The sequence below is a fragment of the Pseudomonas sp. LBUM1679 genome, assembly GCF_059695565.1.
In genome coordinates, this window is sequence record NZ_CP166774.1 from 3,524,978 (window position 1) to 3,550,907 (window position 25,930).

21 protein-coding genes are annotated in these 25,930 nt (G+C 57.1%); 13 read left to right on the forward strand and 8 right to left on the reverse strand.

All coding sequences use genetic code 11. From position 1 onward, the window contains the following. The first annotated feature begins 3 nt into the window (after window positions 1–3). The 9 genes from ACA062_RS16080 (at window position 4) to ACA062_RS16120 (ending at window position 9,927) form a co-directional block, all read left to right on the forward strand. Window positions 4–585, forward strand: a complete 582-nt coding sequence (locus tag ACA062_RS16080; protein ID WP_497457270.1) for a cupin domain-containing protein — start codon at window positions 4–6, stop codon at window positions 583–585. Next, a complete protein-coding gene (locus tag ACA062_RS16085; RefSeq protein ID WP_497457271.1) occupies window positions 582–1,565 on the forward strand; it encodes a fumarylacetoacetate hydrolase family protein in 984 nt (327 codons plus the stop codon). The genes ACA062_RS16080 and ACA062_RS16085 overlap by 4 nt, the downstream gene beginning before the upstream one ends. 10 nt (window positions 1,566–1,575) lie before the next feature. Then, the gene (locus ACA062_RS16090) at window positions 1,576–2,580 is read left to right on the forward strand and encodes an NAD-dependent epimerase/dehydratase family protein (RefSeq protein WP_497457272.1); all 1,005 of its coding nucleotides are present in this window, start codon (window positions 1,576–1,578) and stop codon (window positions 2,578–2,580) included. After that, window positions 2,558–3,352, forward strand: coding sequence for a cyclase family protein (locus tag ACA062_RS16095; RefSeq protein ID WP_497457273.1), 795 nt, complete (start codon window positions 2,558–2,560; stop codon window positions 3,350–3,352). Before ACA062_RS16090 ends, ACA062_RS16095 begins: the two co-directional genes overlap by 23 nt. Before the next feature lie 52 nt (window positions 3,353–3,404). Next, window positions 3,405–5,060 carry an arylsulfatase gene (locus ACA062_RS16100; protein WP_497457274.1) on the forward strand — a complete coding sequence of 552 codons (1,656 nt, stop codon included), beginning with the start codon at window positions 3,405–3,407 and terminating at the stop codon, window positions 5,058–5,060. A gap of 316 nt (window positions 5,061–5,376) precedes the next feature. Then, window positions 5,377–6,429: a LacI family DNA-binding transcriptional regulator gene (locus tag ACA062_RS16105; RefSeq protein ID WP_497457275.1), complete on the forward strand. Its 1,053-nt coding sequence runs from the start codon at window positions 5,377–5,379 to the stop codon at window positions 6,427–6,429. Between the two features lie 252 nt (window positions 6,430–6,681). After that, window positions 6,682–7,998: an MFS transporter gene (locus ACA062_RS16110; protein WP_497457432.1), complete on the forward strand. Its 1,317-nt coding sequence runs from the start codon at window positions 6,682–6,684 to the stop codon at window positions 7,996–7,998. 37 nt (window positions 7,999–8,035) lie between these two features. Next, on the forward strand, window positions 8,036–9,196 hold the full coding sequence (locus ACA062_RS16115) for an L-talarate/galactarate dehydratase (protein ID WP_497457276.1): 1,161 nt from the start codon (window positions 8,036–8,038) through the stop codon (window positions 9,194–9,196). 272 nt (window positions 9,197–9,468) lie between these two features. Continuing rightward, window positions 9,469–9,927, forward strand: a complete 459-nt coding sequence (locus tag ACA062_RS16120; protein WP_497457277.1) for a cupin domain-containing protein — start codon at window positions 9,469–9,471, stop codon at window positions 9,925–9,927. Between the two features lie 91 nt (window positions 9,928–10,018). Here the strand turns inward: ACA062_RS16120 and ACA062_RS16125 are convergent, their stop codons facing one another. The 8 genes from ACA062_RS16125 to ACA062_RS16160 form a co-directional block, all read right to left on the reverse strand. Beyond that, the gene (locus ACA062_RS16125; protein ID WP_497457278.1) at window positions 10,019–11,359 is read right to left on the reverse strand and encodes an OprD family outer membrane porin; all 1,341 of its coding nucleotides are present in this window, start codon (window positions 11,357–11,359) and stop codon (window positions 10,019–10,021) included. A gap of 213 nt (window positions 11,360–11,572) precedes the next feature. Next, a complete protein-coding gene (locus ACA062_RS16130; RefSeq protein ID WP_497457279.1) occupies window positions 11,573–12,745 on the reverse strand; it encodes an amidohydrolase in 1,173 nt (390 codons plus the stop codon). Between the two features lie 4 nt (window positions 12,746–12,749). Continuing rightward, window positions 12,750–14,039 (reverse strand): MFS transporter, encoded by a 1,290-nt coding sequence (locus ACA062_RS16135; RefSeq protein WP_497457280.1) that lies wholly within the window; start codon window positions 14,037–14,039, stop codon window positions 12,750–12,752. A gap of 329 nt (window positions 14,040–14,368) precedes the next feature. Further along, window positions 14,369–15,292, reverse strand: coding sequence for a LysR family transcriptional regulator (locus ACA062_RS16140; RefSeq protein ID WP_497457281.1), 924 nt, complete (start codon window positions 15,290–15,292; stop codon window positions 14,369–14,371). Between the two features lie 40 nt (window positions 15,293–15,332). Continuing rightward, window positions 15,333–16,259 (reverse strand): helix-turn-helix domain-containing protein, encoded by a 927-nt coding sequence (locus tag ACA062_RS16145; protein ID WP_497457282.1) that lies wholly within the window; start codon window positions 16,257–16,259, stop codon window positions 15,333–15,335. 179 nt (window positions 16,260–16,438) lie between these two features. Beyond that, a complete protein-coding gene (locus ACA062_RS16150; RefSeq protein WP_497457283.1) occupies window positions 16,439–16,981 on the reverse strand; it encodes a VOC family protein in 543 nt (180 codons plus the stop codon). Next, on the reverse strand, window positions 16,978–18,870 hold the full coding sequence (locus ACA062_RS16155) for an oxidoreductase (protein WP_497457284.1): 1,893 nt from the start codon (window positions 18,868–18,870) through the stop codon (window positions 16,978–16,980). Before ACA062_RS16155 ends, ACA062_RS16150 begins: the two co-directional genes overlap by 4 nt. 132 nt (window positions 18,871–19,002) lie before the next feature. Further along, window positions 19,003–19,905, reverse strand: a complete 903-nt coding sequence (locus ACA062_RS16160) for a LysR family transcriptional regulator (RefSeq protein ID WP_497457433.1) — start codon at window positions 19,903–19,905, stop codon at window positions 19,003–19,005. 380 nt (window positions 19,906–20,285) lie between these two features. Between ACA062_RS16160 and ACA062_RS16165 the strand changes: the two genes are divergently transcribed. The 4 genes from ACA062_RS16165 (at window position 20,286) to ACA062_RS16180 (ending at window position 25,885) form a co-directional block, all read left to right on the forward strand. Further along, the gene (locus ACA062_RS16165) at window positions 20,286–21,707 is read left to right on the forward strand and encodes an alginate export family protein (protein WP_497457285.1); all 1,422 of its coding nucleotides are present in this window, start codon (window positions 20,286–20,288) and stop codon (window positions 21,705–21,707) included. Window positions 21,708–21,759: 52 nt separating this feature from the next. Next, complete coding sequence (locus ACA062_RS16170) at window positions 21,760–23,475, forward strand: arylsulfatase (protein WP_497457286.1); 1,716 nt, start codon at window positions 21,760–21,762, stop codon at window positions 23,473–23,475. After that, a complete protein-coding gene (locus ACA062_RS16175; protein ID WP_497457287.1) occupies window positions 23,465–24,361 on the forward strand; it encodes a formylglycine-generating enzyme family protein in 897 nt (298 codons plus the stop codon). The genes ACA062_RS16170 and ACA062_RS16175 overlap by 11 nt, the downstream gene beginning before the upstream one ends. Window positions 24,362–24,544: 183 nt before the next feature. Continuing rightward, a complete protein-coding gene (locus ACA062_RS16180; RefSeq protein WP_497457288.1) occupies window positions 24,545–25,885 on the forward strand; it encodes an MFS transporter in 1,341 nt (446 codons plus the stop codon). Window positions 25,886–25,930 lie beyond the last annotated feature (45 nt).

The following is a 25,930-nucleotide window of genomic DNA, read 5'->3' on the forward strand; positions in this document are numbered from 1 at the left end:
TCCATGCAAGCGCTTCCAACCTTCAAACGAGTGGTCACCGGCCACGATGCGCAAGGCCAGGCCATTGTGGCGAGCAACGGGCCGCCGCCCAATGTCTTTCCTCTGCTGGCTGTACCTGGCACGGTGTTTTATGAGCTATGGAACAGCGGCGCCAGCCCGGCGTTGCTGGACAACGCTGACGATCCCACGACGAAACCGTTGCAACTCAGCCCCGGCCCCCAAGGCAGCGTGATTCGCGTGGTGGACATCCCACCGGACAGCGTCCAGAACCAGGTCAGCGATGAAAACGCTGCAGCGGCATTTGCTGAAATCGGCGAGTCCCGTGCCGGCACCGGCCAGGCCAACGCCCGGCACAAACTGATGCACCGTACCGAAACTCTTGACTACGGAATCGTCACCGAGGGCGAGGTGTGGCTGGTGCTGGATGAGGAAGAAGTGCACCTCAAGCGCGGCGACGTGGTGGTGCAACGCGGCACCAATCACGCCTGGAGCAACCGCACCGAAGCCATGGCACGCATGGTCTTCATTCTTCTCGACGGGCGCTTTGCTGCCGGGATGGACACTCGCCAGGGAGCATCGACATGAAACTTGCCACCTTGAAAAACGGCAGCCGTGATGGTCGGCTGGTGGTGGTCTCACGAGACCTAGCGTGGGCGCTAGACGCCGGCGCCGTGGCGCTGACCTTGCAACAGGCGATCGAAAACTGGAGCACGGTCGAACCGCAGTTGCAGGCGCTGGCCAGCCAGCTCGACGCCGGCGATGTGAGCCATGCAGCGGCCTTCGACCCAATCCAGGCCATGGCGCCGTTGCCCCGCGCTTACCAGTGGTGCGACGGGTCGGCGTTCCTGAGCCATGGCGCGCTGATGCAGAAGGCGTTCAACCTCGACCCTATCGACGGTGCCGAACATACCCCGCTGATGTACCAGGGCGCCGGCGACGATTTTATCGGCGGGCGCGACGACATTGCGCTGCCGAGCGAAAGCCAGGGGATCGACTTCGAAGGTGAATTTGGGGTGCTGGTGGATGATGTGCCGATGGGATGCGGGGCCGAGCAGGCGTTGCAGCACATCAAGCTGATTGTGCAGATCAACGACGTCAGCCTGCGGGCCCTGGCCCCACGGGAAATGCGCACCGGCTTCGGTTTTCTGCAGGCTAAACCCTCATCCAGCTTCGCGCCGCTGGCCATCACACCAGATGAACTGGGCGATGCCTGGCGCGACGGGCGCGTGCATTTACCCCTGCAGGTGCAGTGGAACGGCCAATGGTTTGGCCATCCCCACGGTGGGCAGATGGACTTCGGTTTTGGCGAGTTGATCGCCCATGCCGCGCTGACCCGCAGGCTGCGCGCTGGCACGCTGATCGGTTCCGGTACGGTATCGAATGCCGAGCGCGGTGTCGGTTCGGCCTGCATTGCCGAACGCCGCGCCATCGAGATGATCGAGCAGGGCGCCGCGCAAACCGGTTTCATGCGCTTTGGCGATCGGGTGCGCATGGATGTTCTGGCGGGCGATGGCAAGTCATTGTTCGGCGCGATCGACCAGCGTGTCGTCAAGGCCCAGGGCTGAGGAGCGGCATATGCGCGTGTTGATTACCGGTGCCAATGGATTTGTAGGCCGTGAATTGGTGCGATGCCTGCTGGCACGCGGCAGCTTGCGGGGCCAGTCCATTGGTTCGTTGCTGGTACTGGATAGAGACTTGCAGGGCTTGCCGGATGACGCCCGTCTGCGCCGTCATTTCGGCAGCGTGACCGATCCGGCCTTGATGCGTCGGGTATTGGCCGACGGCATCGACGTGGTGTTCCATCTGGTCAGTATTCCCGGAGGCGCGGCAGAAGAGCAGTACGAACTCGGTTACCAGGTCAATCTGCTGGCCAGCCTGGAGTTACTCAACCAACTGCGTAACAAAACCCGGCCGCCGGTGCTGGTGTACGCCAGCAGCGTCGCGGTATACGGCGGGCACCTGCCGGCGCGAATGAGCGAGGCCGCTGAGTTGCGGCCCGAATTGTCCTATGGCACGCACAAAGCCATGGTGGAGAACGCTGTGAGCGACCTTGCCCGCAGGGGAGACGTAGATGGTCGCGTGTTGCGTCTGCCGGGCATCGTCGCTCGGCCCCGTGAGCCCAATGGCTTGCGTTCAGCGTTCATGAGCGACCTGATGCGGGCGTTTGCCGAAGGTGAATCCTATCGCTGCCCGGTCTCTGCAGAGGCGACGGCCTGGTGGATGTCGGCCCGCTGCTGTGTGAACAACCTGATCCACGCCGCCGAGCTGGATGGCGCCTTGCTCGGGGCCCAACGAGTGTGGCAATTGCCGGTGCTGCATTTGTCCATAAGTCAGGTGGTTGACGCATTGGTCGAGCGCTATGGGCAGGAGCGCCGTGGTCTGATCAGTTACGCGCCCGATGCCAACCTGGAAGCGTTGTTCGGACGAATGCCGCCCCTGAAAACCCCCCAGGCCCGTGCAGCCGGTTTCAGCCATGACCGTACGGCCGCCACGCTGGTTCGCAATGCCCTGAGCCCCGCGCCCCCCCGACATTTACCTCTGAACGGAGAGACCTTTCATGTCACAGCCACCCAAGCCTAAACGACGTCTCGTGGACCTCTCGGTCACCCTCGACAACAACCCGTACACCGATCCACCACCGTTGTTGCCCACGATTGACTACATGGATCACCAGCAAGGCTGGCCCGAGATGGCGGCGATGTTCCCGGGGTTGCAACTCGATCAGATGCCGGGCAACGAATCCTGGGCGGCCGAGCGGCTGCACATCACTACCCACAGCGGAACACACATGGATGCACCGTGGCATTACGCCTCGACCACCGACGGCGGCCAGCCAGCGTTTGGCATCGACGAGTTGCCGCTGGATTGGTGCCTGCAGCCGGGGGTGAAACTGGACTTTCGGTACATGGCGGACGGTCATGTGGTAACGGCCGACGAGATCGAAGCGGAGCTGGCGCGTATTGGCCATGAGTTGCAGCCGCTGGATATCGTGCTGATCAACACCCGTGCCGGTGCATTGTTCGGGCAGCCGGGGTATCTGGATGCCGGCGTCGGAATCGGTCGAGAAGCCACGATGTATTTGCTGGAACGTGGCGTGCGGGTCGTCGGGACCGACGCCTGGAGTTGGGATGCGCCTTTCAAGTACACCCGTGAGCGTTTTGCTGCTAACGGCGATGCCTCGATCATCTGGGAAGGGCACAAGGCCGGGCGCGATATCGGTTATGGGCAAATGGAAAAGCTCGCCAATCTTGAAGCCCTGCCGGCCAGTGGGTTTGTGGTGTCGTGTTTCCCCTACAAGATCAAACATGCGTCGGCGGGGTTTGTTCGCGCGGTGGCGATATTCGAAGAGTAAGCCGCGCCACCAAACAGAAAACCTTCCGATAGAACACAATAAGAGAGAACACATGCCTCTTTTGCGTCTGCCTCAAACGTTACTGATAACCGCGCTGATACTAAGTAGCAGCCTGGTGCTGGCGGCCAGCGCTGACTCAGCGCAACCCAATATTTTGCTGATCGTAGCCGATGACCTGGGTTATTCCGACCTGGGCAGCTATGGCGGAGAAATCAGCACACCCAGCCTGGATCAATTGGCCAGGGCTGGCCTGCAGTTCACCAACATGTACGCTGCGCCGACCTGTTCGATTACGCGCTCGATGTTGATGTCCGGCACTGACAACCACCTCGCCGGACTCGGCACCATGGCGGAAGCCTTGCAGCCCTTTCAGCGGGGCAAACCGGGGTATGAGGGGTATCTGAACCAACATTCCTACTCGATTGCCGAACTGTTGAAACAGGGTGGTTATAGCACGCTCATGGTCGGTAAATGGCACTTGGGCCTGGAAGCGGATCAAGGACCGGATCAACGGGGGTTCGAGCAATCTTTCACCTTGGTGGAGGGCGGCGCATCGCACTTCAAACCCTCCAGTGCCGACCCGGCAAAGATCGAACAGGTGCACTACCGGGAAAACGGCAAAGTCGTAGAGCTGCCAGAGAACTTTTACTCCTCGGATTTCTACACCGACAAGTTGATCAGCTATCTGCAAACCAGCAAAAAGGACGGCAAGCCATTTTTTGCCTACGCCGCATTTACCTCGCCCCATTGGCCGCTGCAAGCCCCCAAGGAGTACCTGGACAAGTACCAGGGGCGGTTTGATCAAGGTTATGACAGCGTGCGTCTGGCGCGAATCGAGCGGATGAAAAGACTTGGCCTCATGGCCGACGACGCCGAGCCTGCGAAACCGCTGCCGGTGAATCCAAAGCTGCCGGGATGGGCCCAGTTGAGTCCCGAGCAGCAGCGTATCGAGGCGCGAAAGATGGAAATCTACGCGGCCATGGTCGATAACTTCGACCATAACATTGGTCGACTGATCGATTACCTGCGTCAGAGCGGGCAGTACGACAACACGCTGATTGTGTTTATGTCGGATAACGGCGCGGCGGGGGAGAACCACGCCCAGTTCTATCCGCCGGGTGCGCACACCGACAACAGCTATGCCAACCTGGGTCAGAAGGGTTCACAGATCGACTACGGGTTGCGCTGGGCCGAAGTCAGCGCTGCCCCGTTCCACTTGTTCAAAGGCACCACCGCAGAAGGCGGTATCAGCGTGCCGGCGATTATCCAGATGCCCAAGACACAGCGTCGTCAGGGTGTGGAACGCGGCATTGCCCGAGTAGATGACCTGGCGCCGACCTTTCTGGAATTGGCGGGAATCGCGATGCCCACCGAAGCGCCAACAGACACGAGCAAACACCCGATTACCGGTAAATCAATGCTGCCGATGCTCGCCGGCAAAGGCAGCCCGCACAGCGACGGTAGCCTGGCCGGGGAGCTGTTCGGCAATGCCTATTACCGCGAGGGCAACCTCAAGCTGTTGGGCATGCGACCCCAGGCGGGCTTTGGCGACAACGCGCAGCCACTGCAATGGCAATTGTTCGACGTGGCGCAAGACCGTGGGGAAACCACAGACCTGGCGGCTTCCCAGCCGCAAACGGTACAGCGACTGAAGGAGGCCTGGTTGAAGTATGCCGAGCAGGTGGGTGTGGTGTTTGCTACGTATTGACCTGAGCGCTTCGATGGCCGCGAAAAGGCGGGCTGATATTTCGAGGGAGGGCTGCCTTCATGCACGTGGTCAGATGCATGAGGGCAGACACCGAACATGAAACCTTTTGATCTGCCCGTGGGTAACATCTCCCACCTCATACAGAGGAATACCCACAGGGGTTTTCCCACGGCGTCAATCCAGTCGCCAGTTGCCTCCATCCGATTGGGCTAAATCAAGTATCGTGAATGTTGTGCTGGTCTTTGGTAGATTCGGCTGACAAACGGACTGCTTGGCGCGCAGCTTCAGATACTGAGCTTTAAAATCGGAAATCTTCATGGCAAAGAAATCAGCGGCTCCCTCCACCGACACATCGATCACAGCAGCCAAGAAGGGTTCCAGCCTGACCTTGATCGATGTTGCTAAGGTTGCGGGTGTTTCGCCGATGACCGTTTCCCGGGCATTGCATCGACCGGAATTGGTTAACGAGGATACTCGGGAAAAAGTTCGTGAAGCCGTGCGTAAGACTGGATACGTACCGAACATGCTGGCCGGGGGATTGGCGAGTAATAAAAGCCGTTTGGTAGCGATTTTCCTCCCGACTATCGCGAACTCGATTTTCGCAGACACGGTGCAATCACTGATGGACCGCCTGACCCAAGCCGGCTACCAAACCCTGCTAGGTCTTACAGGCTACTCGGCCGAGCAGGAAGAAAACCTGCTTGAAGCTGTACTTGGTCGGCGTCCGGACGGGATTGTTTTGACTGGCACACTCCACACCGAATCAAGTCGGTTACGCCTCGCTCAGGCGGGTATCCCAGTCGTTGAGGCGTGGGACTTGAGCGAGGCTCCTTTGGATATGCTGGTCGGTTTCTCTCATGAAAAAGTGGGGGAGGAGACCGCACGGCATTTGTTGAAAAAGGGCTACAAGCGTTTCTCGGTGGTGACGATCAGTGACCCTCGCGGGCTGCGCCGTTGCAACAGCCTTATCGCGGAGTTGAAGCGCCAGGGCATCGAAGAAGTCCCCATGGAAGTGTTGGCGCCGCCAGCCACGCTCGAGGTAGGCAGGGAAGGGCTTCGACGGCTTTTGGAGCAACCAGTTCGACCCGACATCGTGGTGTGCAGCTCTGACACAGTGGCACAAGGCGTTTTGGCAGAAGCCGCCAGCCGAGCGATGAATGTGCCCTCTGACCTCGCCGTCATGGGTTTCGGGGATTTGAGCAGCGCGGCACAAGTTTATCCATCTTTGTCGACCGTCAGCGTCGATGGCAAAAACATTGGCCTGCAAGTGGCTCAGGCACTGCTTGAGCGTTTTGAATACCCAAGTACCAGTCATCATCCTGTGCGAATCGACACAGGCTTCACCCTCATCGACCGCGCCAGTACCTGACCTGAAAATCATCTTTACAGAAGAATGTACTGTTGAATGATTGCGCAATCAGTGTAGTATCGGTTCAAAGGCCCTCTCGACGGGGTCTTTTTTAAAACATCGGATGATTGCGCAATCATTGCTTGATCACGCCGCAATTAGGAGCTGTAAGGGCCACACGGATTCAATGCTGTATTCACAATAAGGAAAATAATAGTGATCAACCCTGCGCAATCGGTAGCGAAGACAAATGTCCGCTATCTCATCCTCGTGATGATCTTCATCGTCACAGTGTTCAACTACGTTGACCGGGCGACGCTGTCCATTGCCGCCCCCAGCATGCGCACAGATCTTGGCTTCGATGCCATGACCATGGGCATTGCCTTCTCGGCATTCGGCTGGGCGTACACCTCCATGCAACTGCCTGGCGGCATTATCCTCGATCGATTTGGCTCTCGCGTCGTCCTCGGGATGAGCCTCATCATCTGGTCGGTTTTTACGTTCCTGCAAGGCTACGTTGACCTGTTCAGTTCGGCCTTTCTCGCGCTGTTTGTTTTGCGCTTCATGATGGGCGTTGCGGAAGCACCTGCGTTTCCCGCCAATAACCGCTTGACCGTTATGTGGTTCCCGCGCCACGAACGTGGTTTGGCCACGGCGGTGTTCCAGTCCGCTCAGTATTTTGCACTGGCGGCCTTCACTCCCTTGATGGTCTGGCTGGTCAGCACCTGGGGTTGGCAGCACGTGTTTTGGGTTACAGGTGGCGCCGGTATCCTGATTGGTTTCCTGTGGTTCCGGATGGTTCAGGAGCCGCGCAAAGACAAGCGCGCCAACCAGGCTGAACTCGACTACATCGAAGCCGGAGGTGGCTTGCCAACCATCGGTGACGTTAAGACGCCATTTAGTTGGAAGCGCATGAAGGCCATCGGTGGCAATCGCATGATGGCAGGCATCTATCTTGGGCAGTTTTGCCTGACATCCATCACCTGGTTCTTCTTGACCTGGTTCCCGACTTACCTGATCGAAGCCAAGGGCATGACCATGCTGAAGGTCGGGCTGGTCGCGGCCATTCCACCCATCGCCGGGTGCTTGGGCGGCATGATCGGCGGCGTCTGGTCGGATTGGATGCTACGCAAAGGCTTCAGCCTCACCGCGGCGCGCAAGACCCCCATCATCTGTGGCTTGTTGCTCTCCAGCAGCATCATGGTCGCCAACTACACCCAGTCGATCACTTTGGTCATTTTGGTGATGTCCGTCGCCTTCTTTGCCAAAGGTGTGGGCAACCTGGGCTGGTGCATCGTCGGTGACGTGTCCCCGGCACGGGCCATGGGAGTCAGCGGCGCCATGTTCAACTTCTGCGGCAACCTCGCCAGCATTGTTACGCCTATCGCCATCGGCGTAATGATCAACCAGCTGGGATCCTTCGATGTTGCACTGATGTACGTCGCGGGTATGGGTTTGCTGGGCGCTTTTTCTTACCTGTTCATCGTCGGGCCACTAAAGCGCCTGCAACTAGATGATTTTGAAGAGCTGCCGGTCAAGCCTGCCGAAGGCGTTCCGGTTAACAGCAAATTGTCCCACCCTCGTACCTGATCTCTATCAAGACCTCATCACTGTTAAGGAGAGCTCCATGCTCGCACAACAAGAATCTATCAAATCCTCCGACGATGATCGCATTGCCTGGGTTCGGGTCTCCTCGGTAATCCTGCCTCTGGCCAATCCGATCAGCGATGCCAAGGTGCTAACGGGACGGCAAAAGCCGATGACCGAGATCGCCATCCTGTTCGCGGAGATCGAAACCATCGATGGTCACCGTGGCCTTGGTTTCAGCTATTCCAAGCGTGCGGGCGGGCCGGGCCAATTTGCACACGCAAAGGAAATCGCCCCGGCGCTGATTGGCGAGAATCCGAGTGACATTTCCAAGCTTTGGACCAAGCTGTGTTGGGCCGGCGCGTCCGTAGGCCGCAGCGGCATGTCGACTCAGGCCATTGGTGCCTTCGACGTGGCGCTGTGGGATTTGAAAGCCAAGCGCGCCAATTTGTCACTAGCCCGGTTGCTCGGCGCTCAACGTGATTCGGTGCGTTGCTACAACACTTCAGGTGGTTTCCTGCACACCCCGCTTGACCAACTAATGAAGAACACCGACCTGTCCCGAGAAAAGGGCATTGGTGGTATCAAGCTGAAAGTAGGGCAGCCTGATTGTGCCATCGATATTGAACGTGTCAGTACGGTGCGCAAGCACTTGGGCGACAACTTTCCTCTGATGGTTGATGCCAACCAGCAATGGGATCGCCCGACAGCCCAGCGCATGTGCCGCCAATTCGAAGAGTACAACTTGATCTGGATTGAGGAGCCGCTGGATTGCTATGACGCTGAAGGCCACGCCGCTTTGGCACAACAATTCGATACGCCGATTGCCACTGGCGAAATGCTTACCAGCGTTGCCGAGCACGCCGAGTTTATCAAGCAGCGCGGCGCTGACTTTCTGATGCCCGATGCGCCACGAGTAGGCGGTATCACCCCCTACCTGAAGGTCGCATCAATGGCCGAGCAAGCGGGACTTATGTTGGCCCCGCATTTTGCCATGGAGTTACACGTTCACTTGGCGGCGGCTTACCCGACTGAACCGTGGGTCGAACACTTCGAATGGCTTGAGCCGCTCTTCAACGAGCGCCTGGAAACCCGCGACGGACGCATGTTTGTCCCCACACGTCCCGGTTTGGGCCTGACACTCAGCAAGCAAGTGAAGCCGTGGACAGCGCAAGAAGCTGAGGTGGGTACTCGTCCCTGAAGAACCTTTGCTCCCCCGGTGTATGTTGCACACCGGGGGGCCGAATTTCCCCGGGCTTACGGTCTCGCAAACACCTGAAGAAACATCTCTGAAAGGTAGCTTTCCCTGCTTCTTTACATGAAAAAGTGCATGTCCATCGCACCCAGCAGATCAGAGTTGCCGGGGCAGCGAATCAGACGATACGTTCAAAAGGTGCGCAGTATTATTCAATACACTAGTCGTTGAACCCTCTAAAACTGGTCTCTCAAAACAATAACAATTATGAGGAAGTCATGAAGGTACTCAAGATTTGCGCAAACCTGCTTGTCCTTGCGACCACTCTCGCCAACGTTGCACTCGCCGCGGACAAACCTGATATCAAGGCGAGAGTTGCATTGAAGGAGAGCGTCTCGTGGGATGGGACGCCCTATGAACCCTATCCTAAAGGTCAGCCGCAACTCACGATACTGGAAATAACCATACCTCCCCACACGGCATTGCCTTGGCATCATCATCCCGTTCCGAACGCGGCCTACGTGGTCTCGGGGGAACTGACGATCGAGGACAGGCTAACGGGAACAAGGCATAAGGTGGGCGCCGGGCAGGCATTCGCTGAGTCGGTAGGCGCCAGCCATCGCGGCGTAACCGGCGATCAGGCAGTTGTCGTGATAGTGACTTATTCGGGTGTCGAAGGCACCCCTCTGTCCGTTCCGGACAAAGGCGAAAAAGACGAGTTCGAACACGTCGAATAAACCTCCAGGTGGATGTGCCGCAAGACGGATGTGTGCCTTGCGGTTATTTCACCGTTCACCCTTACACCGGGCCGACATGCCACGTGTTCGCCTAGAACACCTTGATCGGTACGTTGATAATGAGCCTGAGTTCATCAAGATTGCCTTCCAGTTGATATTCACTGGCACGGTGCGAGGAATAGCTGGTGATCAAACTGATGTTCTTCAAGGTGCCCGATTGCACGGTGTAGCTCGCATTGACGCCCACTTCATAATGGCTTTCCCCTCGCTGCCTGAGTACCGAGTTGTAGATGCCGTTCGGGCCACCGTCGTAATGACTGCCGTCGATGCCCATGCCCTTGATGTACCAGAGCGTAGTCTTGAGACCCGGTAGCCCATAAGCGACCCAATCGTTGGTGTAGAACACCCCGACCGAGCGTTCATTGGGGCCGTTGAAGAAGGACATCATGGTATTGGGCAGGTTGATGGCATTGGATTCGAAGGGATAATCGAAATATTCATCACCCTTGATTTGCTGCAGGCCGATCTTCAGTGAGTGGTTGCGCCATTGCTGCATGATACTCAGGCCGTAGGCCTGCTGGTCAATTCTTCCGCCGATTTCGCGACCACTGGACCGGGTGTTATAGGCATCCAGTTGCAGGTCAACGTTGACCGGCCCCCAGTTGGTTTTCCTGCCCAGGCCCAGATACTCGCGATCCCAGATATCGTCGAAGCGAGAGACGTAGGCGCTGCTGCGCCACCCAGCGCTCGACACATAGTCGGCCCCGGCGTAAGCGTTGAAGTCACTGGTGACCAGCGGTGAACCATATGTGGGAGTCAAGTCCTGGCTCCCGGCTCCGGTGCGCGGCGAACCCTTGTCGAAATAGCCAGACTTGATCGTCAAGCCTTCGATGTCATGACTTTCCAGGGACACTCCATCGAACGATGAAGGCAGGGTACGGGTGTCGGTGTAGGACATCATCGGCGTCCTGACTTGATGCCTGCCAACCTTGAGCAGTGTGTCGTCCACTTTGAACTTCAGCGCTGCGATACCGAGTTTGCTCCAGTCGTCGACCACATCGCCGTCCTTGTCCACCAACATTCGATTACTGCCGCCTGCCGCCGCTGTCCGGCTGCGCTCCAGCGCCACTGCCGAGAAAGTCGAAAGATCCAACCCAAACTTTACCGGTCCTTCAGTAAAACCGGAGACGAAGTCGAGCCTGATGCCTTCCAGCCAGGCGGTGCGGTCACGCAGCATGCGGACCCCGTCGGGCGTTTGCAGTTTGAAATAAGTGGCCTTGTGGCCGACCTCGTTTGAGTACCACTGACGGGTATTTACCGTCAGTGAGCTGTTTTGCAGAAAACCTTGTTCTTGGGCATGGACCTGGAAAGTACAAACTGCGGCCGCCAGCGAGCCGACGGTGAGTAACGCCAAATTACTAGTGCGATACATAGACTTTGCCTGTTGTTGTTTTTAGGGCAGATAAGAAAGTAAGTCGCCGAGTCATCGTTATGGAGTTTTTACGCGGGCAGGGCGTGGCCCGACTTGCCCATCAGGCCGCAGGGGCCTGATGGTGGTCGTTCAGCTATTGGGGTGCCGGTTCAGCGCCTCGAGCACTTTGAAGTCATTAAGCATCGATGAAGATGTAAACCCAAGCCTGCAACCTCAGTTGAGATAATCCTTCACAAGTTTCACCCAGCAGTCGGAGCCGATGCGAATCAGCTCGTCATTGAAGTCGTAGTGGGGGTTATGCACTGAGCAGCCATGAAACTCGCCTTCACCATTACCCAGAAAGAAGTAGCAGCCGGGCACTTCGGTCAGCATCCAGGCGAAGTCTTCTGTCGCCATGATCTTCGCCGCGTGTGGCAACAATTGTCCGGGCTTGAACAGCGGCGCCAGGCTCTGGCGAAGCATCTCTGTTTGCGTCGCCGTATTGACTAGCGCTGGCGCCAGTTGCGTGGTTTCTAGTTCGATTTTGACGCCAAATGTGTATTCATGGCCCTGGGCGATTTCCGCCAGGCGCTGATTGATTTTGCCTTCGGTCTGCGCTGTGTCGGTACGCACGCTGATCAACATCGATGCCGTGTCGGGAATGATGTTGTAGACACTGCCAGCTTCGACCATACCGATGCTGATCACTGCGTGCTCATCAACGCACAGATTGCGCGACTTCACTGTCTGGATCGCGTTGATCATGCTGGCCAGCACCGGTATCGGATCAACAGCGCGTTCGGGCATTGCGCCATGACCGCCGCGACCTTTGATCAACACCCGCACGCATTCAGAAGAGGCCATGGTCGGACCGGCCTGGACCACCGCGGTGCCTAGCGGTATTCCAGGCAAGTTGTGCAAGGCAAAGATCGCGTCACAAGGAAAACGTTTGAAAAGGCCGTCGTCCATCATGGCCTTGGCTCCACCCAGACCTTCCTCGTCTGGTTGGAATATCAGATTAAGCGTGCCATTGAGGTCGGACGACTGAGCGATTCGCCACGCGGCTGCCAACAGGATGGCAGTGTGGCCGTCGTGGCCGCAGGCGTGCATGCGGCCCTCGATCCGGCTGGCGTGGTCGAAGCGGTTATTCTCCTGCATTGGCAAGGCATCCATGTCGGCACGCAGGCCCAAGCGGCAAGTGCCGCTGCCTCGACGCAGTACGCCGACCACGCCATGTCCGCCGATACCTCGATGAACTTCGTAGCCCCAACTTTCGAGCTTGCTGGCCACCAACTCGGCGGTCAGCGGGGTATGCGCGCCCAGTTCAGGATTCTGGTGGATGTCCCGGCGCAGCTGGATAAACGTGTCCAGGCCCATTGCGCCAACGGTTTGGGTCAATGCATTCATCAGGTCACTCCCGACCAGGGTTTTCGGGGAATACAGCCAGGCAGGCCAAACTGATGGCGCCGCCGGCGAGCAGGTACAGAGCTGGCGCCTGGGGGGTATCCAGGGCCGCCGTGAGCCACGTGGCGATCAACGGGGAGAAACCCCCGAACAAGGTGACGCCGAAGCTGTAGCTGACCGCGGTGCCCAGAGCACGGCGATTTTTTGGAAAGGCTTCCATGATCAGGGCGAAGAACGCCCCCGAACCGATGCAGCCTGGCAGTACCAGAATCGCAATGACGAACATCGCCACAAACAAATTGGTGCTCAAGCTGAGCAAGTAGAAGGCTGGCCACGCCAGTAGCACGGGCAGGGTTATCGTCCAGACCAGCAGCTTCTTGCGCAGGCGATGGCGATCGGCAAAGCGCCCGGCCAGTGGCGTGATGACAGCCAGGCAGGCACTTGCAACACAGGCGATAACCAAGGCACTAGTTTGCGGGTAGCCCAGGGTGACCGTCAGGTAGGCGGGCATGTAGAAAATAAACAGGTATATGCCAATGGTGGCGCTGGCCATCAGGCCGATCGCCAGCAGGGTGTGGCGCAGGTCGATGTGGTCGCGCAGCCGACCGTCGCGTCTGGTCGGTTGGGCTTCGTGGGTTTCCGGCAGGAAGCGACGGATGTACCAGCCTAGCGGGCCGATGAGCAGCCCCAGTAAAAAGGGAATGCGCCAGCCCCAGTTTTCAAGGTCCTCGGCACTCAACGTGTTGTTCAGCAGTAAACCGAGTCCGGCACCGACCATGGCCGCGTAGCCTTGGCTGGCTGCCTGCCAGCTGACGTTACGACAGCGGTTTGTCGTGGCACTGGACTCCATCAGATACACCGACGCGGTCCCGACTTCACCTCCCGCAGAAAAGCCCTGCATGAGGCGGCCAGCCACCAGCATCAATGTGCCGAACAAGCCAATGTCCTGATACGACGGCGCGAAGGCAATCATCGCAGTGCCGACTGTCATCAGGCTGATGGTGAGGCTCAATGCAGATTTGCGGCCACGTCGATCGGCAAAGCGTCCGATCACCACAGCACCCACCGGGCGCATGAGGAAACCCACGCCAAAGGTGGCCAAAGACATCAGTAGCGATGCCGTTGCCGACTGTGCAGGAAAGAAATTCTTTGCAATCACGACCGCGAAGAAACTGTAAATCGTGAAGTCATACATCTCCAGGGCATTGCCTAGAGCGCAAGCCACTGTGGCTTTCCTGGAACCGTTCACGGGTGGAGCAGCGGTGCAGGGGAGAGGGGGCGCATGCAGAGTAGTCATCGATTTTTCCTGTGACAGTTTTATTGTTGCCCGAATATCCGGCAAACACTGCCACTGCGCACTTGCGCTTTTGTTCGATGATTAACCGTTAGTTATGATGCTTGGCCGCCCAAGCGGAAGAGGTTGTCAATTCGGTGAGATATTGCCCGATTATCGATCACACGCACTGTTTGATGACAGTGACTCGGTCGTCGTATCAGGTTGCGGAGCGGGCAATTGCAAGGTTTCAGGCCAATAATCGCGAGGCTATGGTCGCTGGCCCCCGGAAACCAGCCAGACTTAACCATTAGGCATATCGTTGCATTTTTCTTAAGTTTGTCGAGTATGCGTTAGCGCGAGGAGTCCATTGACTGATTCACTGAGATCACGCCCTTGATCGCGTAGTAAAGGTCGCGAGCCGTCGTTGTCAGAGCGTTGCGATCAATACACACCAGGTAGATGGGATACTCAGGAATGATTTCTTCGATCTTGACCTGTATCAGGTCTTCATTGAGCGCCTTGGGTAGCGTATTTTCCATTCCGGCTTCGCTGAGCGTCATGAATGCATCGGCGTGGTGCAATAGATCAAGCGCCAGCAATACCGATGAACACTCGGTGATCCGCTGCGGTGGAGGAATCTCGTTGTCTTCGAACATTTGATAGAACTGAGACGAGTGATCGTCGATGGCATCGAGGCTGATCCAGTTCGCAAACTGCAACTGACGCAGTGAGCGGGAGTGGCGCAGAGGATTGTTTTTTCGACAGACCACCACTCCCTTCATGCGGCTCAACGCTTCCCAATCCAGGTTAAGTCTCTGCGTATGCTGTTGCGAGGTGATAGCGAAATCCAGCGTACCGTCCCGCAGGCGCTGTAGCATCTGGTTGGGACGAAGGTCCACCAGGCGGATGCGAATACGCGGATTCTTCGTCTGGAAACCAGCGATGCATTCTCCCAGCCCCTTGAGCACAGATGTCAGGGAAGTGACACCGACGGTGACCTCACCGACTTGCATATCCCTGATGTTTTCCGCCTCCAGTTGCAGGCGTCGCATGCTCTCGACGGTCAACTGTGCATGGCGAATGATGCGCCGGCCTTCATCGGTGAGCGACATTCCCCTGTGAGAGCGCTGCAGCAAAGCCAGGCCCAGTTCGCTCTCCAGGTCTTTGATTGATCGGCTGATGGCTGGCTGAGTGACATGCAATATTTGGGAGGCTTCACTGATGCTTCCGGTTTGGTGGATAGCTACCAGTGCCTTGATTTGATGGAATTTCACTTACGGACAGGTCCTTGCAGTGCGACGAAGGTGCTGCACGTTACTGCAAGGCCGAGGAGCAAAAAAGCCTGGACACGTTTTTCTCGCGGTACTGCTTGGGTGTCATGGACAGTTTTTCCTGGAACAGTCGGGTCATGTGGCTCTGGTCCGAGAACCCGCAGTCCATGGCGACAGCTTTCAACGGAACATCGCGCACCGTGGACAAGATCCGCTCGGCCTTTTTCAAGCGACGCGACTGAACGTATTGATGGGGCGAGACCCCGTACACAGCCCCGAACACACGCACAAAGTACGACGGGCTCAAGTCGACGATGGCGGCCATGTCTTTTACCGAAATGGAGCAGGACAGGTGTGAATCGATGAATTGCTGAAGCTGGTCGCGTTTGATGTTCGTCAGGCGAGACGCGTGCTCGCTGTCTCTCAGGTCACACCGCACATACTGGCGCAGCAGATGAACGCATATCTGTATTTCCAGCGTCTGGGCGAAGATGCTGCTGCCCGGCTCGCCACTCAAGCATTCCATTTCATAGGTTGCCATGAGCCTGGATAGTTTCGCGTCGTTGACCATGGGGCAGTGATCGACAAAAACACCCTCCACATCCTGCTGAAAAACTTCGTTGGCGACCTTCGTCATCATCGCTTGCGAAATGTAGATATGACTGACCTCGATATCGTTCATCCAGTACCACCTGGATGATTCGCCTCGAGTCAAAATGGTCACGTCGTCATCGCCAACGGACCATTTTTGCCATTGCTTGCCATCATGGAAACCAAGATTGGATGTTCCCGATTTCCACCTCACCAATTCGTAATCGCGCATGCAGGGGATGCTGACTTCGGTTTTGTCAAAGCGATAGCCCCGGATCGACATGCCGGTATCTGGCGCCGTGTCGACGGTACCTTTGAACGTTACTTCACCAGGGATAACGTCCAGCATTTTTTCTGGCGTTAGCAGGATGGCACTCATCAGAACTCCCTTTTTATTTGTGTTGGTAGTGGAGTTTTTTCCAGCATTCAGCATTTTTGGGGGTGTTGATGGCGCAGCGTTGTCACATTGAAAAAACTAACACGTCCTTCAAGTTTTTAAGCAAAACGGGCTTGCCATCGATCGGGGAATTTTCATCCGTTCGTCTGACAAGCCTTTCCTTACTTCACCTGGATTTCGTGGTCACTCGGATCGGTCGAAGCCGGTCGCCATCGGCGCAGATGAGTGTGACGCTCATAGGCCTGCGCCGATGGGTAAGTCACCAGTTCTATCGTGCTCCCCCAGGGCGTGCGGGTGTAGACGTAGCGATTACCTTCCCCTGCGTCGCCACCCGGGAGGTCGCCAGGACGGCTGAGCAGAACGCCGCCAGCCTTCTCCAGGCGATTGGCGGCGTCGTCGATATCGTCAACGTAGATGCATATGTGCTGAATACCCAAATCGCTGGGAACCACAGGCTGCGACTGCTGCACCCCAGTGTACGAAAACAACTCCAGGTTGGGGCCGTTGCCGAGGCGAAGCATGCGGATTGCGGTAATCACAGCACCGTGTGCGATGCCGAGTCCCACCTCAACCGCAGGCCCCCCCAAGGGCGCGTCGAGCATGTCGTAAAGCGTCTCGGCGCCAAAGGCATCGACGAAGAATCGGGTCGCCGCTTCCATATCCGGAACGGTAATGCCTACGTGTTCGATCGCGCGAACGTTCATGACAACTCTCCTATTTTCGCTGCCGCCCAATATCCGGACTGGGTTGCCTCATACATCCGCCCGCCACGGGACCTCGTTCCGATGCTATGGACGCGAATGTCATCGACGCACGCCTGCAGGACAGTCGAGGCATGGCGCGCAGTCGCCATCACCACGTAGCCGTCACCGGGCGCCGCGCCTGCTGTACTGATCGATACGTCCAGGCTCTTTAGAAGGCCGGTGAGATGGTCGCGCTGCATATCATTGGTATCGACACCCACTCCAGCGGGTGAAACAAGGCTGACCTTTTTACCTTGCTCGGCCATCCATAGGGCGGCAAACATTGCAGTCTCGGTTTCACCAAAGACGGTGAGTTCGTCAGCGGCAGGCAGGTCCCCGTTTGCCAGCAGGTCGGCCACATCCGGACCGTGATCCTGCGCAACGGTACCGGTCGCCAGCAGTACGGTGTCCCACGGGGTCAAGTCGAAGTCAGTTGCATCGGTATTGAGGTGTACTTCGACGCCCACGCGCTCGAGTTCGCTCTCGTAAAACTGGATCATGTTTTTGACCTCCATACGAAACGGGCTCGCAGCTGCCCAGGCATGGAGTTGGCCGCCGATGCGATCCGATCGCTCGACCAGCCGCACACGGTGACCTCGCTCAGCGGCCAGGATCGCGGCCTCACAGCCGGAAGGCCCACCACCGACGATCAGTACTCGCTGCTGCCTGGAAGCAGGGCGGCGAGCGTCACTCGCACGGCGTTCCTGTCCGAGGGTAGGATTTATCACGCACTGCGTGCCCTTGCCGTTGAACATCCACCGTGAGATGCACTCATTGACCGCAAGGCATCGGCGGACACTCTGCGGTTGTCCGCGTCGTGTCTTGTTAACTGTTTCGGGGTCCGCAAGCCCGGATCGACCCAAGGCCACAAAGTCGAGTTCGCCGTCAGACACTGCTTGCGCCATCTCGTCGAACAGCCAAGTAAGACGACCGACTCCGATCACCGGGATCGAGACACGCTTTTTCACCAGCTTGGCGTAATCGATTAGCGATCCTGGCGCAACCATGGGCAGCAACGTCATTGCAGTGTCGTAGTTCCCGGCACTGACATCCAAGGCGTCAACGTAAGGCTCGAGCATTTCGCAAAAGGCCAGGCCATCTTCCAATGAGAGGCCACCCTCGTATGGCTCCATCACGCTGAGGCGATACAGGATCGGAAAGTCGGCACCGACCTGTTGGCGAATCCCGCGCACCACTTCGAGCGCGAAACGGGCACGATTTTCCAAAGGTCCGCCCCAGTTGTCGGTGCGTTTGTTTGTGAAAGGTGAGAGAAACTGACCGAGTAAATAGCCATGCGCACCGTGCAACTCAACGGCATCAAAGCCGGCTGCCACCGCACGCCGGGCACCTTGGACGTATTGGTCGATCAGCCCGGGAATTTCATGTTCTTCGATTGCTCGCGGCGGGGTGCCGAACGCGCTGGTGATGCCTGCTGTCGGCGCGAGCGGCGGTTCGTTACGTTCCGTATTACCCTGGGAGTTCTGGCGCCCGGTGTGGTGCAGTTGAACCGCAATTTTTGCGCCTTCGCCGTGGACGGCGTCAACCAGATTGCTGAGTCCGCCAATAAACCTGTCATGGTCGATCCGCATCGGGTGGCCGGCCGTGCGCCCGACTTCCCAATCGATAGAGGTGTTCTCGGTGATGATCAGACCAACCCCTCCACGGGCGCGGGCCCGATGGTATTCGATCAGCTTGTCGTCAACCTCTCCGAAGGTACTGGCGAACTGAGTGAAGATCGGCGCTTGCACAAAGCGGTTACGCAATTGCAGGGTGCCGATCCGCCCGGGCTGGTAGAGCGCTGCAGCAGGGCCGTCTGAAACCACAAGATTACGGATGTCTGGGTGTGCCATTACCATCTCCTCATTATTTTTTTTTGTTTTGAGGTTCGAGCATGGAGTGAGAGCCGGCAGGAGTATTGAACGTTTATGCCGAGGTGTTGAAGAATCCTGCTGTGGCGTCGCAGTCGAATTCGCTCAGGTGAGTTAATCGGAAAACAGCTCAAACATCAGCTGGCGAAGCCAACGATTGGCTGGATCCTTGTTATAGCGAGCATGCCAGAACAGGTTTATTTCGATGTTTGGCAGCTCAACTGGCGTCGGTAGCACCGCGAGCCCGAAGGGTTGTTCGCAGCTGCTGGCGAATCGTTCCGGGACGGTTGCCATCAAGTCGGTGCTTTGAAGAATGTGGCCGACGGCGACGAAGTGGGGAACCTCAAGGCGTATGTTTCGCTCGATGCCGGCCCGTGCCAGAAACGTATCGACTTCGCCATGCCCGGTGTTCGCTGCGACGACGCGAACGTGGTCATAACTGCAAAAACGCTCCAGCGTTAACGGTTCCCTGGTCGCGGGGTGGTCCTTGCGGCACATGCAGACATAGCGATGGTGAAACAGGCGCTGCTGAAAAAATCCGGCTTGCAGGTGCGGCAGCAGTCCAACGGCGAGGTCGATCGCACCGTTCTGCAACCCTTCAGCCAAGGTATTGGAGGTGTTGCGCAGTGTGCTGATCGAGCACCCCGGGGCGCGCTCAGCCAGGGCATCCATCAACCGCGGCATGAAATAGATTTCACCGATATCGGTCATCGCCATCGTGAACCGGCGATTGCAGTTGAGCGGGTCAAACGTGTCCTGTCGGCTCAGTGCATCACGCAGGGTCTGAATGGCCAGTGCAACCGGATCAGCCAACTGGCGGGCATAAGGCGTGGGTTCCATTCCTTGATAAGTGCGAACAAAAAGCTCGTCGTTCAACGCGACGCGCAGTCGCTTCAGTGCATTACTGACTGCGGGCTGAGTCAGCTCCAGGTTATCCGCTGCCGTCGACACCCTGCGGTCAATCAGCAGCTGGTTAAACACCAACAGCAGATTGAGATCCAATTCACGTAATTCCATACCGCCTCGTGCAGATTGCGCGCTCGTCAAGGGCTGAAAATCTTTGCCCGCCTTGGGTCTGCACCGCTTTGAAATGGCCGTTGCATGACCCCAAGCCTAACAAGTGCCAGTCCGCCCCGTCCATTGCAAACGCAATGGCGCTTTGCTTGGTACAAAGCTTTATTCACGTTCGAAATAGTGGGTATTCGAATCACTGCATTTATCACAGCTGATCGCTTGTCCATCATCAATCCAGTGCCGCTTCTAACCATCGCTCGTGGAGCGCGCGACAGTCAGCAAAACGGTTCAGTTCTGCAGGAGTGCAGATTGATATTTACATGGGCTGAATGAAAGGACCCGGACACCCGTAATTGCAATAAAAAAAATAATAAAGGCTTTGCATGCACATAAAAACTAGCACTTTGGTTCACTGCTCAATTCCCTGCTTTTTGGTGGCTGCATCAGCGTCAGTCGCACACGCTGATAACACAGTAGTCCTTCCGCCCGCGGCCAGTATTCCCTGGGCGGACAATCCGGTTTATCTCGCAGATCCTGAAATACGCAACTCGGATTTTCTCGGGCCCATCCGTTACATACCCCTGTCGGAAAACGCCAAGGACTACCTGTCTATTGGTGGTGAGGTGCGCTACCAATATCAAGACTATGAACATGCGCTGTTAGGCGTGGGCGGAGTCAGCAATCCCAACAGCATGCTGCAGCAGCGTTTGAGAATCAGCGGTGATCTCAACTTGAGTAATGGTTTGCGGGTGTTTGCTGAGCTGGGCGATAACCGTGAGTTTGAGGCAGAGCGGGTCAGCCGATTCAATCGCGACAAGACCGATGTTCAGCAGATATTTGTTGAGCTGACGTCCGGTGATTCCGCCTACGGGACCGTTCAACTGCGCGCCGGACGATTCGTGATGCCGCTTGGGAGCATTCGATTGGCCGGTCTGCGTGAGGGCGCGAATGTCCGATACACCTACGATGGGGCCAAAGTAACCTGGACCACGCCGTCAAAGTCCCGTTGGGAGCTGTTCTCCGTCAGCCCCACCCAGATTGATCCGCTGAAGTTCGATGATCAACGCGACAAGACCCAGGACTTTTCCGGGTTGTATGGCACCAATGTATGGAGTCCCGCAGGCAGCCAGGTCGACCTGTACACCTACACATTCGGGCGCGACAGAGCGACTTACACCAGTAGCTCCGGCAGCGAACGACGCAATAGCTACGGCGCGCGTTTTTACGGCCAACAGTCGCAATGGGATTATGACCTTGAGACTGTGCTTCAAGGCGGCAGCAGTGCCGGGCGCAGCATTCGCGCCTGGGGAGTCATGTCCCAGGCCGGTTTCACCTTCAGTGACGTGAAGTATTCGCCGCGACTTGGATTCCGGGCAAACGCATTCAGTGGCGATGACGATCCCAAGGACAATACGCTGGGCGATTTCGTTGCCCCTGCGCTTGCCTCCGGTCTGGTATTCACCGATGCGAATTGGTTCACCGCCACCAACATGGTCAATATCGCGCCTGTCGTACTTTCTCTGAAGTTTTCCCAAAACGTAAAAGCGGAAGTCAACGTTGACTATCTGATGCGCGAGAGCACCAAAGACGGCATTTATTATTTGCCGACCAGCGCGCCTTATGCGCCGAACCAAGGTGATGCGCGGCATGTGGCCACGAATACAAACTTTATCCTCGATTGGCGACTGAACAGGTTCACCACTGTGCATGCCATGTATACCCACGTGCAGGCGGGTAGGGCGCTGGAGGATATAGGTGGCACCAATACTGACTATTTCGGGGTGTACACCCAGTTTGTATTTTGACGGGCGATCGGGTCCTGAGCCGGTCAAATAAAATAATAAACGGAGACATGTCATGCGTGATGTATTCAAACCCAATTCAATCTGCTCCTTGGCACTGGCAGGTGGCTTGAGTCTTCTTACGGTTCCGGCGAGTTACGCCGCGCCAATCGATATAAACGCGAAGCCCAACATCGTATTGATTGTTGCCGATGACATGGGCTATTCGGACTTGAGTGCCTTTGGCAGCGAGATTCAAACACCGAACATCGATGCCATCGCCAACCAGGGCGTTATCTTCAGTAATTACCACACGGCACCGACCTGTTCCCCCACACGCTCGATGCTCATGAGCGGGACCGATAACCACATCGCGGGTGTCGGCACCATGGCCGAGCTCGTTCTTCCGGAACAGAAGGGCAAGCGTGGTTATGAAGGATACCTGACCGATCGAGTGGTCGCTTTTCCCAAGTTGCTGCAGGCCAATGGCTATCGCACGATGATGGTCGGCAAATGGCATTTGGGCAAAACCCCGGAAACCAGCCCTGTGGCGCGAGGATTTGATCAGTCCTTCGCCCTCATAGAAGGGTCGGCTGACCATTTCACCCAAGGCGGAACCACGGATAGAAATCCCAAGGCGACCTACAAGCTCAATGGCAAAGAGATAAAACTGCCGAAGGACTTTGGGTACTCGTCCGATTACTTCACCACCACGGCCATTCAACAAATTGACTCACAGAAGAGCGATAAACCTTTTTTCGTCTACCTGGCCTACACCGCTCCCCACTGGCCATTACAAGTCCCGGCGGCGTATCAAGAGCGGTATCGGGGGTTTTACGATAAAGGGTATGCCTCTGTCGCACAGGCCAGACTTCAGCGGATGAAGGCCAAGGGCCTGGTTGCCGAAGACGTGCAGATCAATCCAGGACCCGACGTCTGGCCTGATTGGGACAAACTGTCGGCCAAAGAACAGCAGCTGGAAGCGCGGCGGATGGAAATTTACGCCGGCATGATCGCCAACCTTGATGACAACGTCGGGCGTCTGGTCAAACATCTGAAGGACACCGGCCAGTACGACAACACCGTGTTCGTGTTTTTCTCCGATAACGGAGCGGAAGGCAGCAACCCAGAAGACGTGACGCCAGACAATGCCAAGTGGATTGCGGAAAACTTCGATAACTCACTTGATAACATTGGCAAACCCGGTTCATTCAGTGGTTACGGCCCCAACTGGGCGCGTGTGAGCTCGACACCTTTCAGGATGTACAAGGCCTTCACCTATGAGGGTGGCATTCGCACAGCCGCTTTCATCAAGGGCCCGGGCATGCGTCACGGAGAAATTTCCGATACGCACATGAGTGTCAAAGACATCGCGCCTACGTTTCTGGAGCTCGCGCATATCGAGCACCCCTCCATTAGCGATGCCAGTGTTGCCAAAATGCAGGGAAGCTCAGCCCTGGCCTTTCTGAGAAAAGACAAGGCCACCGTTCATCCTGCAGACGAAGTTCAATGCACCGAGTTGTTTGGACGTGTCGCGTTGCGCCAGGGGAACTGGAAAATGACCTTCAGTAATGCGCCCTGGGGCACTGGCAAATGGGAGCTGTTTGACATCCGCAAAGATCCCACCGAGTTACACGACCTGGCGGCTCAAGAACCACAGGTCACTCGCTCATTGTTAAACCAGTGGCAAGACTGCCAGGCGCGCAACGGGATCGAATGGAATACCGATCTGGCCACAAAAATTCGATTCGGCAATGAGATCAAGCATTACGAGACGGCTGATGAACAATAAAGGGGTCGATCGCAACGGGGCATCACTGATCAGCATCCATCAAGGTCGGTTTCTGATGGGATCTCAAGCTCATTACCCTGAAGAAAGCCCCGCCCGCTGGGAGGAGGTCGCAGGGTTTGCCATGCAGGCCACTCCCGTGACCAATGCCCTGTTCGCCGCGTTTATCGCTGATACGGGTTATGTGACCCAGGCAGAACGATCTCTGGCGCCTGAAGATTATCCCGGTGTGGCGCTGGACATGTTGAAGCCAGCCTCACTGGTGTTCATGCCGCCCGACTTCCCCGTCAAACTGGACGACGTCAGTCGCTGGTGGTCATTGGTCCCTGGCGCCGACTGGCGTCACCCACTCGGGCCCGACTCGAACCTGCAAGGTCTGGAACAGCATCCGGTGGTTCACGTGGGTCTGGAGGATGCGCAAGCCTATGCCCACTGGGCGGGCTGCCAATTGCCCACCGAAGAAGAATGGGAATTTGCCGCTTGGGGAGGCCGAACAGGTAGCGAGTTCGTCTGGGGGGATCAGCTTGTTCCGGAGGGTCGCCATATGGCCAACATCTGGCAGGGGGATTTTCCCTGGCGCAACCTTGCCCTGGATGGGTATGACCGAACCTCGCCTGTGGGCACATTTCCCGCGAATGGATACGGTTTGCTGGACATGATCGGTAATGTCTGGGAATGGACAACCACTTCATTCAGCAAGGGCGTGCAGGGCGGTGGGAAGCCTTCTTGCTGCGCCAGCAGCGGTGGCGAGAAGGCAATGATGGTGCTCAAAGGGGGTTCACATCTTTGCGCCCCTGACTACTGCCAACGCTACCGCGCACCTGCTCGCTCACCTCAAGCAAAAGACACGACGAGTTCGCACATCGGCTTCAGATGCATACGTCGATGACCTCTATTCAGCCTCGAAATACTGCCTATTCGCCTGGATGCATTTATCACGGTCGATCGTTTGCCCATGATCGAAACCATGCCCTCGTCTGAATGCTCTGCGTAACACCATTCATTGGGCACCGCGCAATTCCCGGAGGCGTAGATCTTCCGGCTCTATAACAATGACAAGAAGAGCGATGCCATGCGTACGATTGATGTATCAGCCCTGATTGACGGGGCACGTTTCAACGCCTTCCATGCGCGCGTGCTGTTCTGGTGCGCGCTCATCATCATTTTCGACGGCTATGATCTGGTCATCTATGGGGTCGTGCTGCCCTCGTTGATGGCCGAATGGGGCCTTAGTTCTTTACAGGCCGGTGCGTTAGGCAGTTGTGCGCTGGTGGGCATGATGCTGGGGGCGTTGTTTTTCGGTTCTTTGTCGGACCGTATAGGTCGACGTAAAACCATCATGATGTGTGTCGCCATCTTCAGCGCAGTGACCGCGATCAACGGTCTGGCACGCAGCCCCGAGGCTTTTGCGTTATGCCGATTCATCGCCGGCCTTGGCATCGGCGGGGTGATGCCCAACGTTGTCGCGTTGATGAACGAGTATGCGCCGAAAAAATCCCGAAGCACGTTGGTCGCGATCATGTTCAGTGGCTACTCGTTAGGCTGCATGCTATCGGCCAGCCTGGGCATGGTGTTGATCCCGCAATGGGGATGGCCGTCGGTGTTTTATGTTGCGCTGATTCCGCTGTTGGCCTTGCCCTTTCTGATACGACAATTGCCAGAGTCGATGGATTTTCTGCTGCGCACCGGGCAGACCGTCAAGGCCCAACACCTGCTGGCACAAGCCGAGCCCTCTTATGCGCCCACCGCGAATGACCAGTTGAACCAGATGGTCGCCAAAGGCACGAGTGTGTCGATTGCGCAGTTGTTCCAGGACGGACGCAAGTTGAACACCTTCATGCTGTGGTTGGCGTTTTTCTGCTGTCTGCTGATGGTGTATGCGCTGAGTTCATGGCTGCCAAAACTCATGAGTGCTGCAGGCTATGGATTGAACTCCAGCCTGGCGTTTCTGGTGGCGCTAAACCTCGGCGCGATAATCGGTGCGGTGGCCGGTGGATGGCTGGGAGACCGGATCGGTATCGCCAAGGTCTTGTTCGCGTTCTTCAGTTGCGGCGCGTTAGCCCTGAGCCTCTTGGCGCTCAAGGCGCCGTTGCCGGTACTGTACTTTCTCATCGCCATCGCCGGAGCGTGCACCATCGGCACGCAGATCCTGGCCAACGCCTGCACTGTGCAGTACTACCCCGCGCACATACGGTCGACGGGGCTTGGCTGGGCGATGGGCGTCGGGCGCACCGGCGCCATCATTGGGCCGCTGCTGGGCGGCGCACTGCATGCCTCATCACTGCCGTTGCAAGCGAGCTTTCTCATCTTCGCAGTACCAGGACTCATAGGGGCCATCGCTATTCTGGTTTTTCTGATCCAGACCTCCTCAGGCCGTCAGGCCGCTTCGTCCAGGAGCACCGTGCAGCAGTAACGATTGCAGACAAAGGCAAGTTCAAGGAAGGGCTCGTTTCGCCAA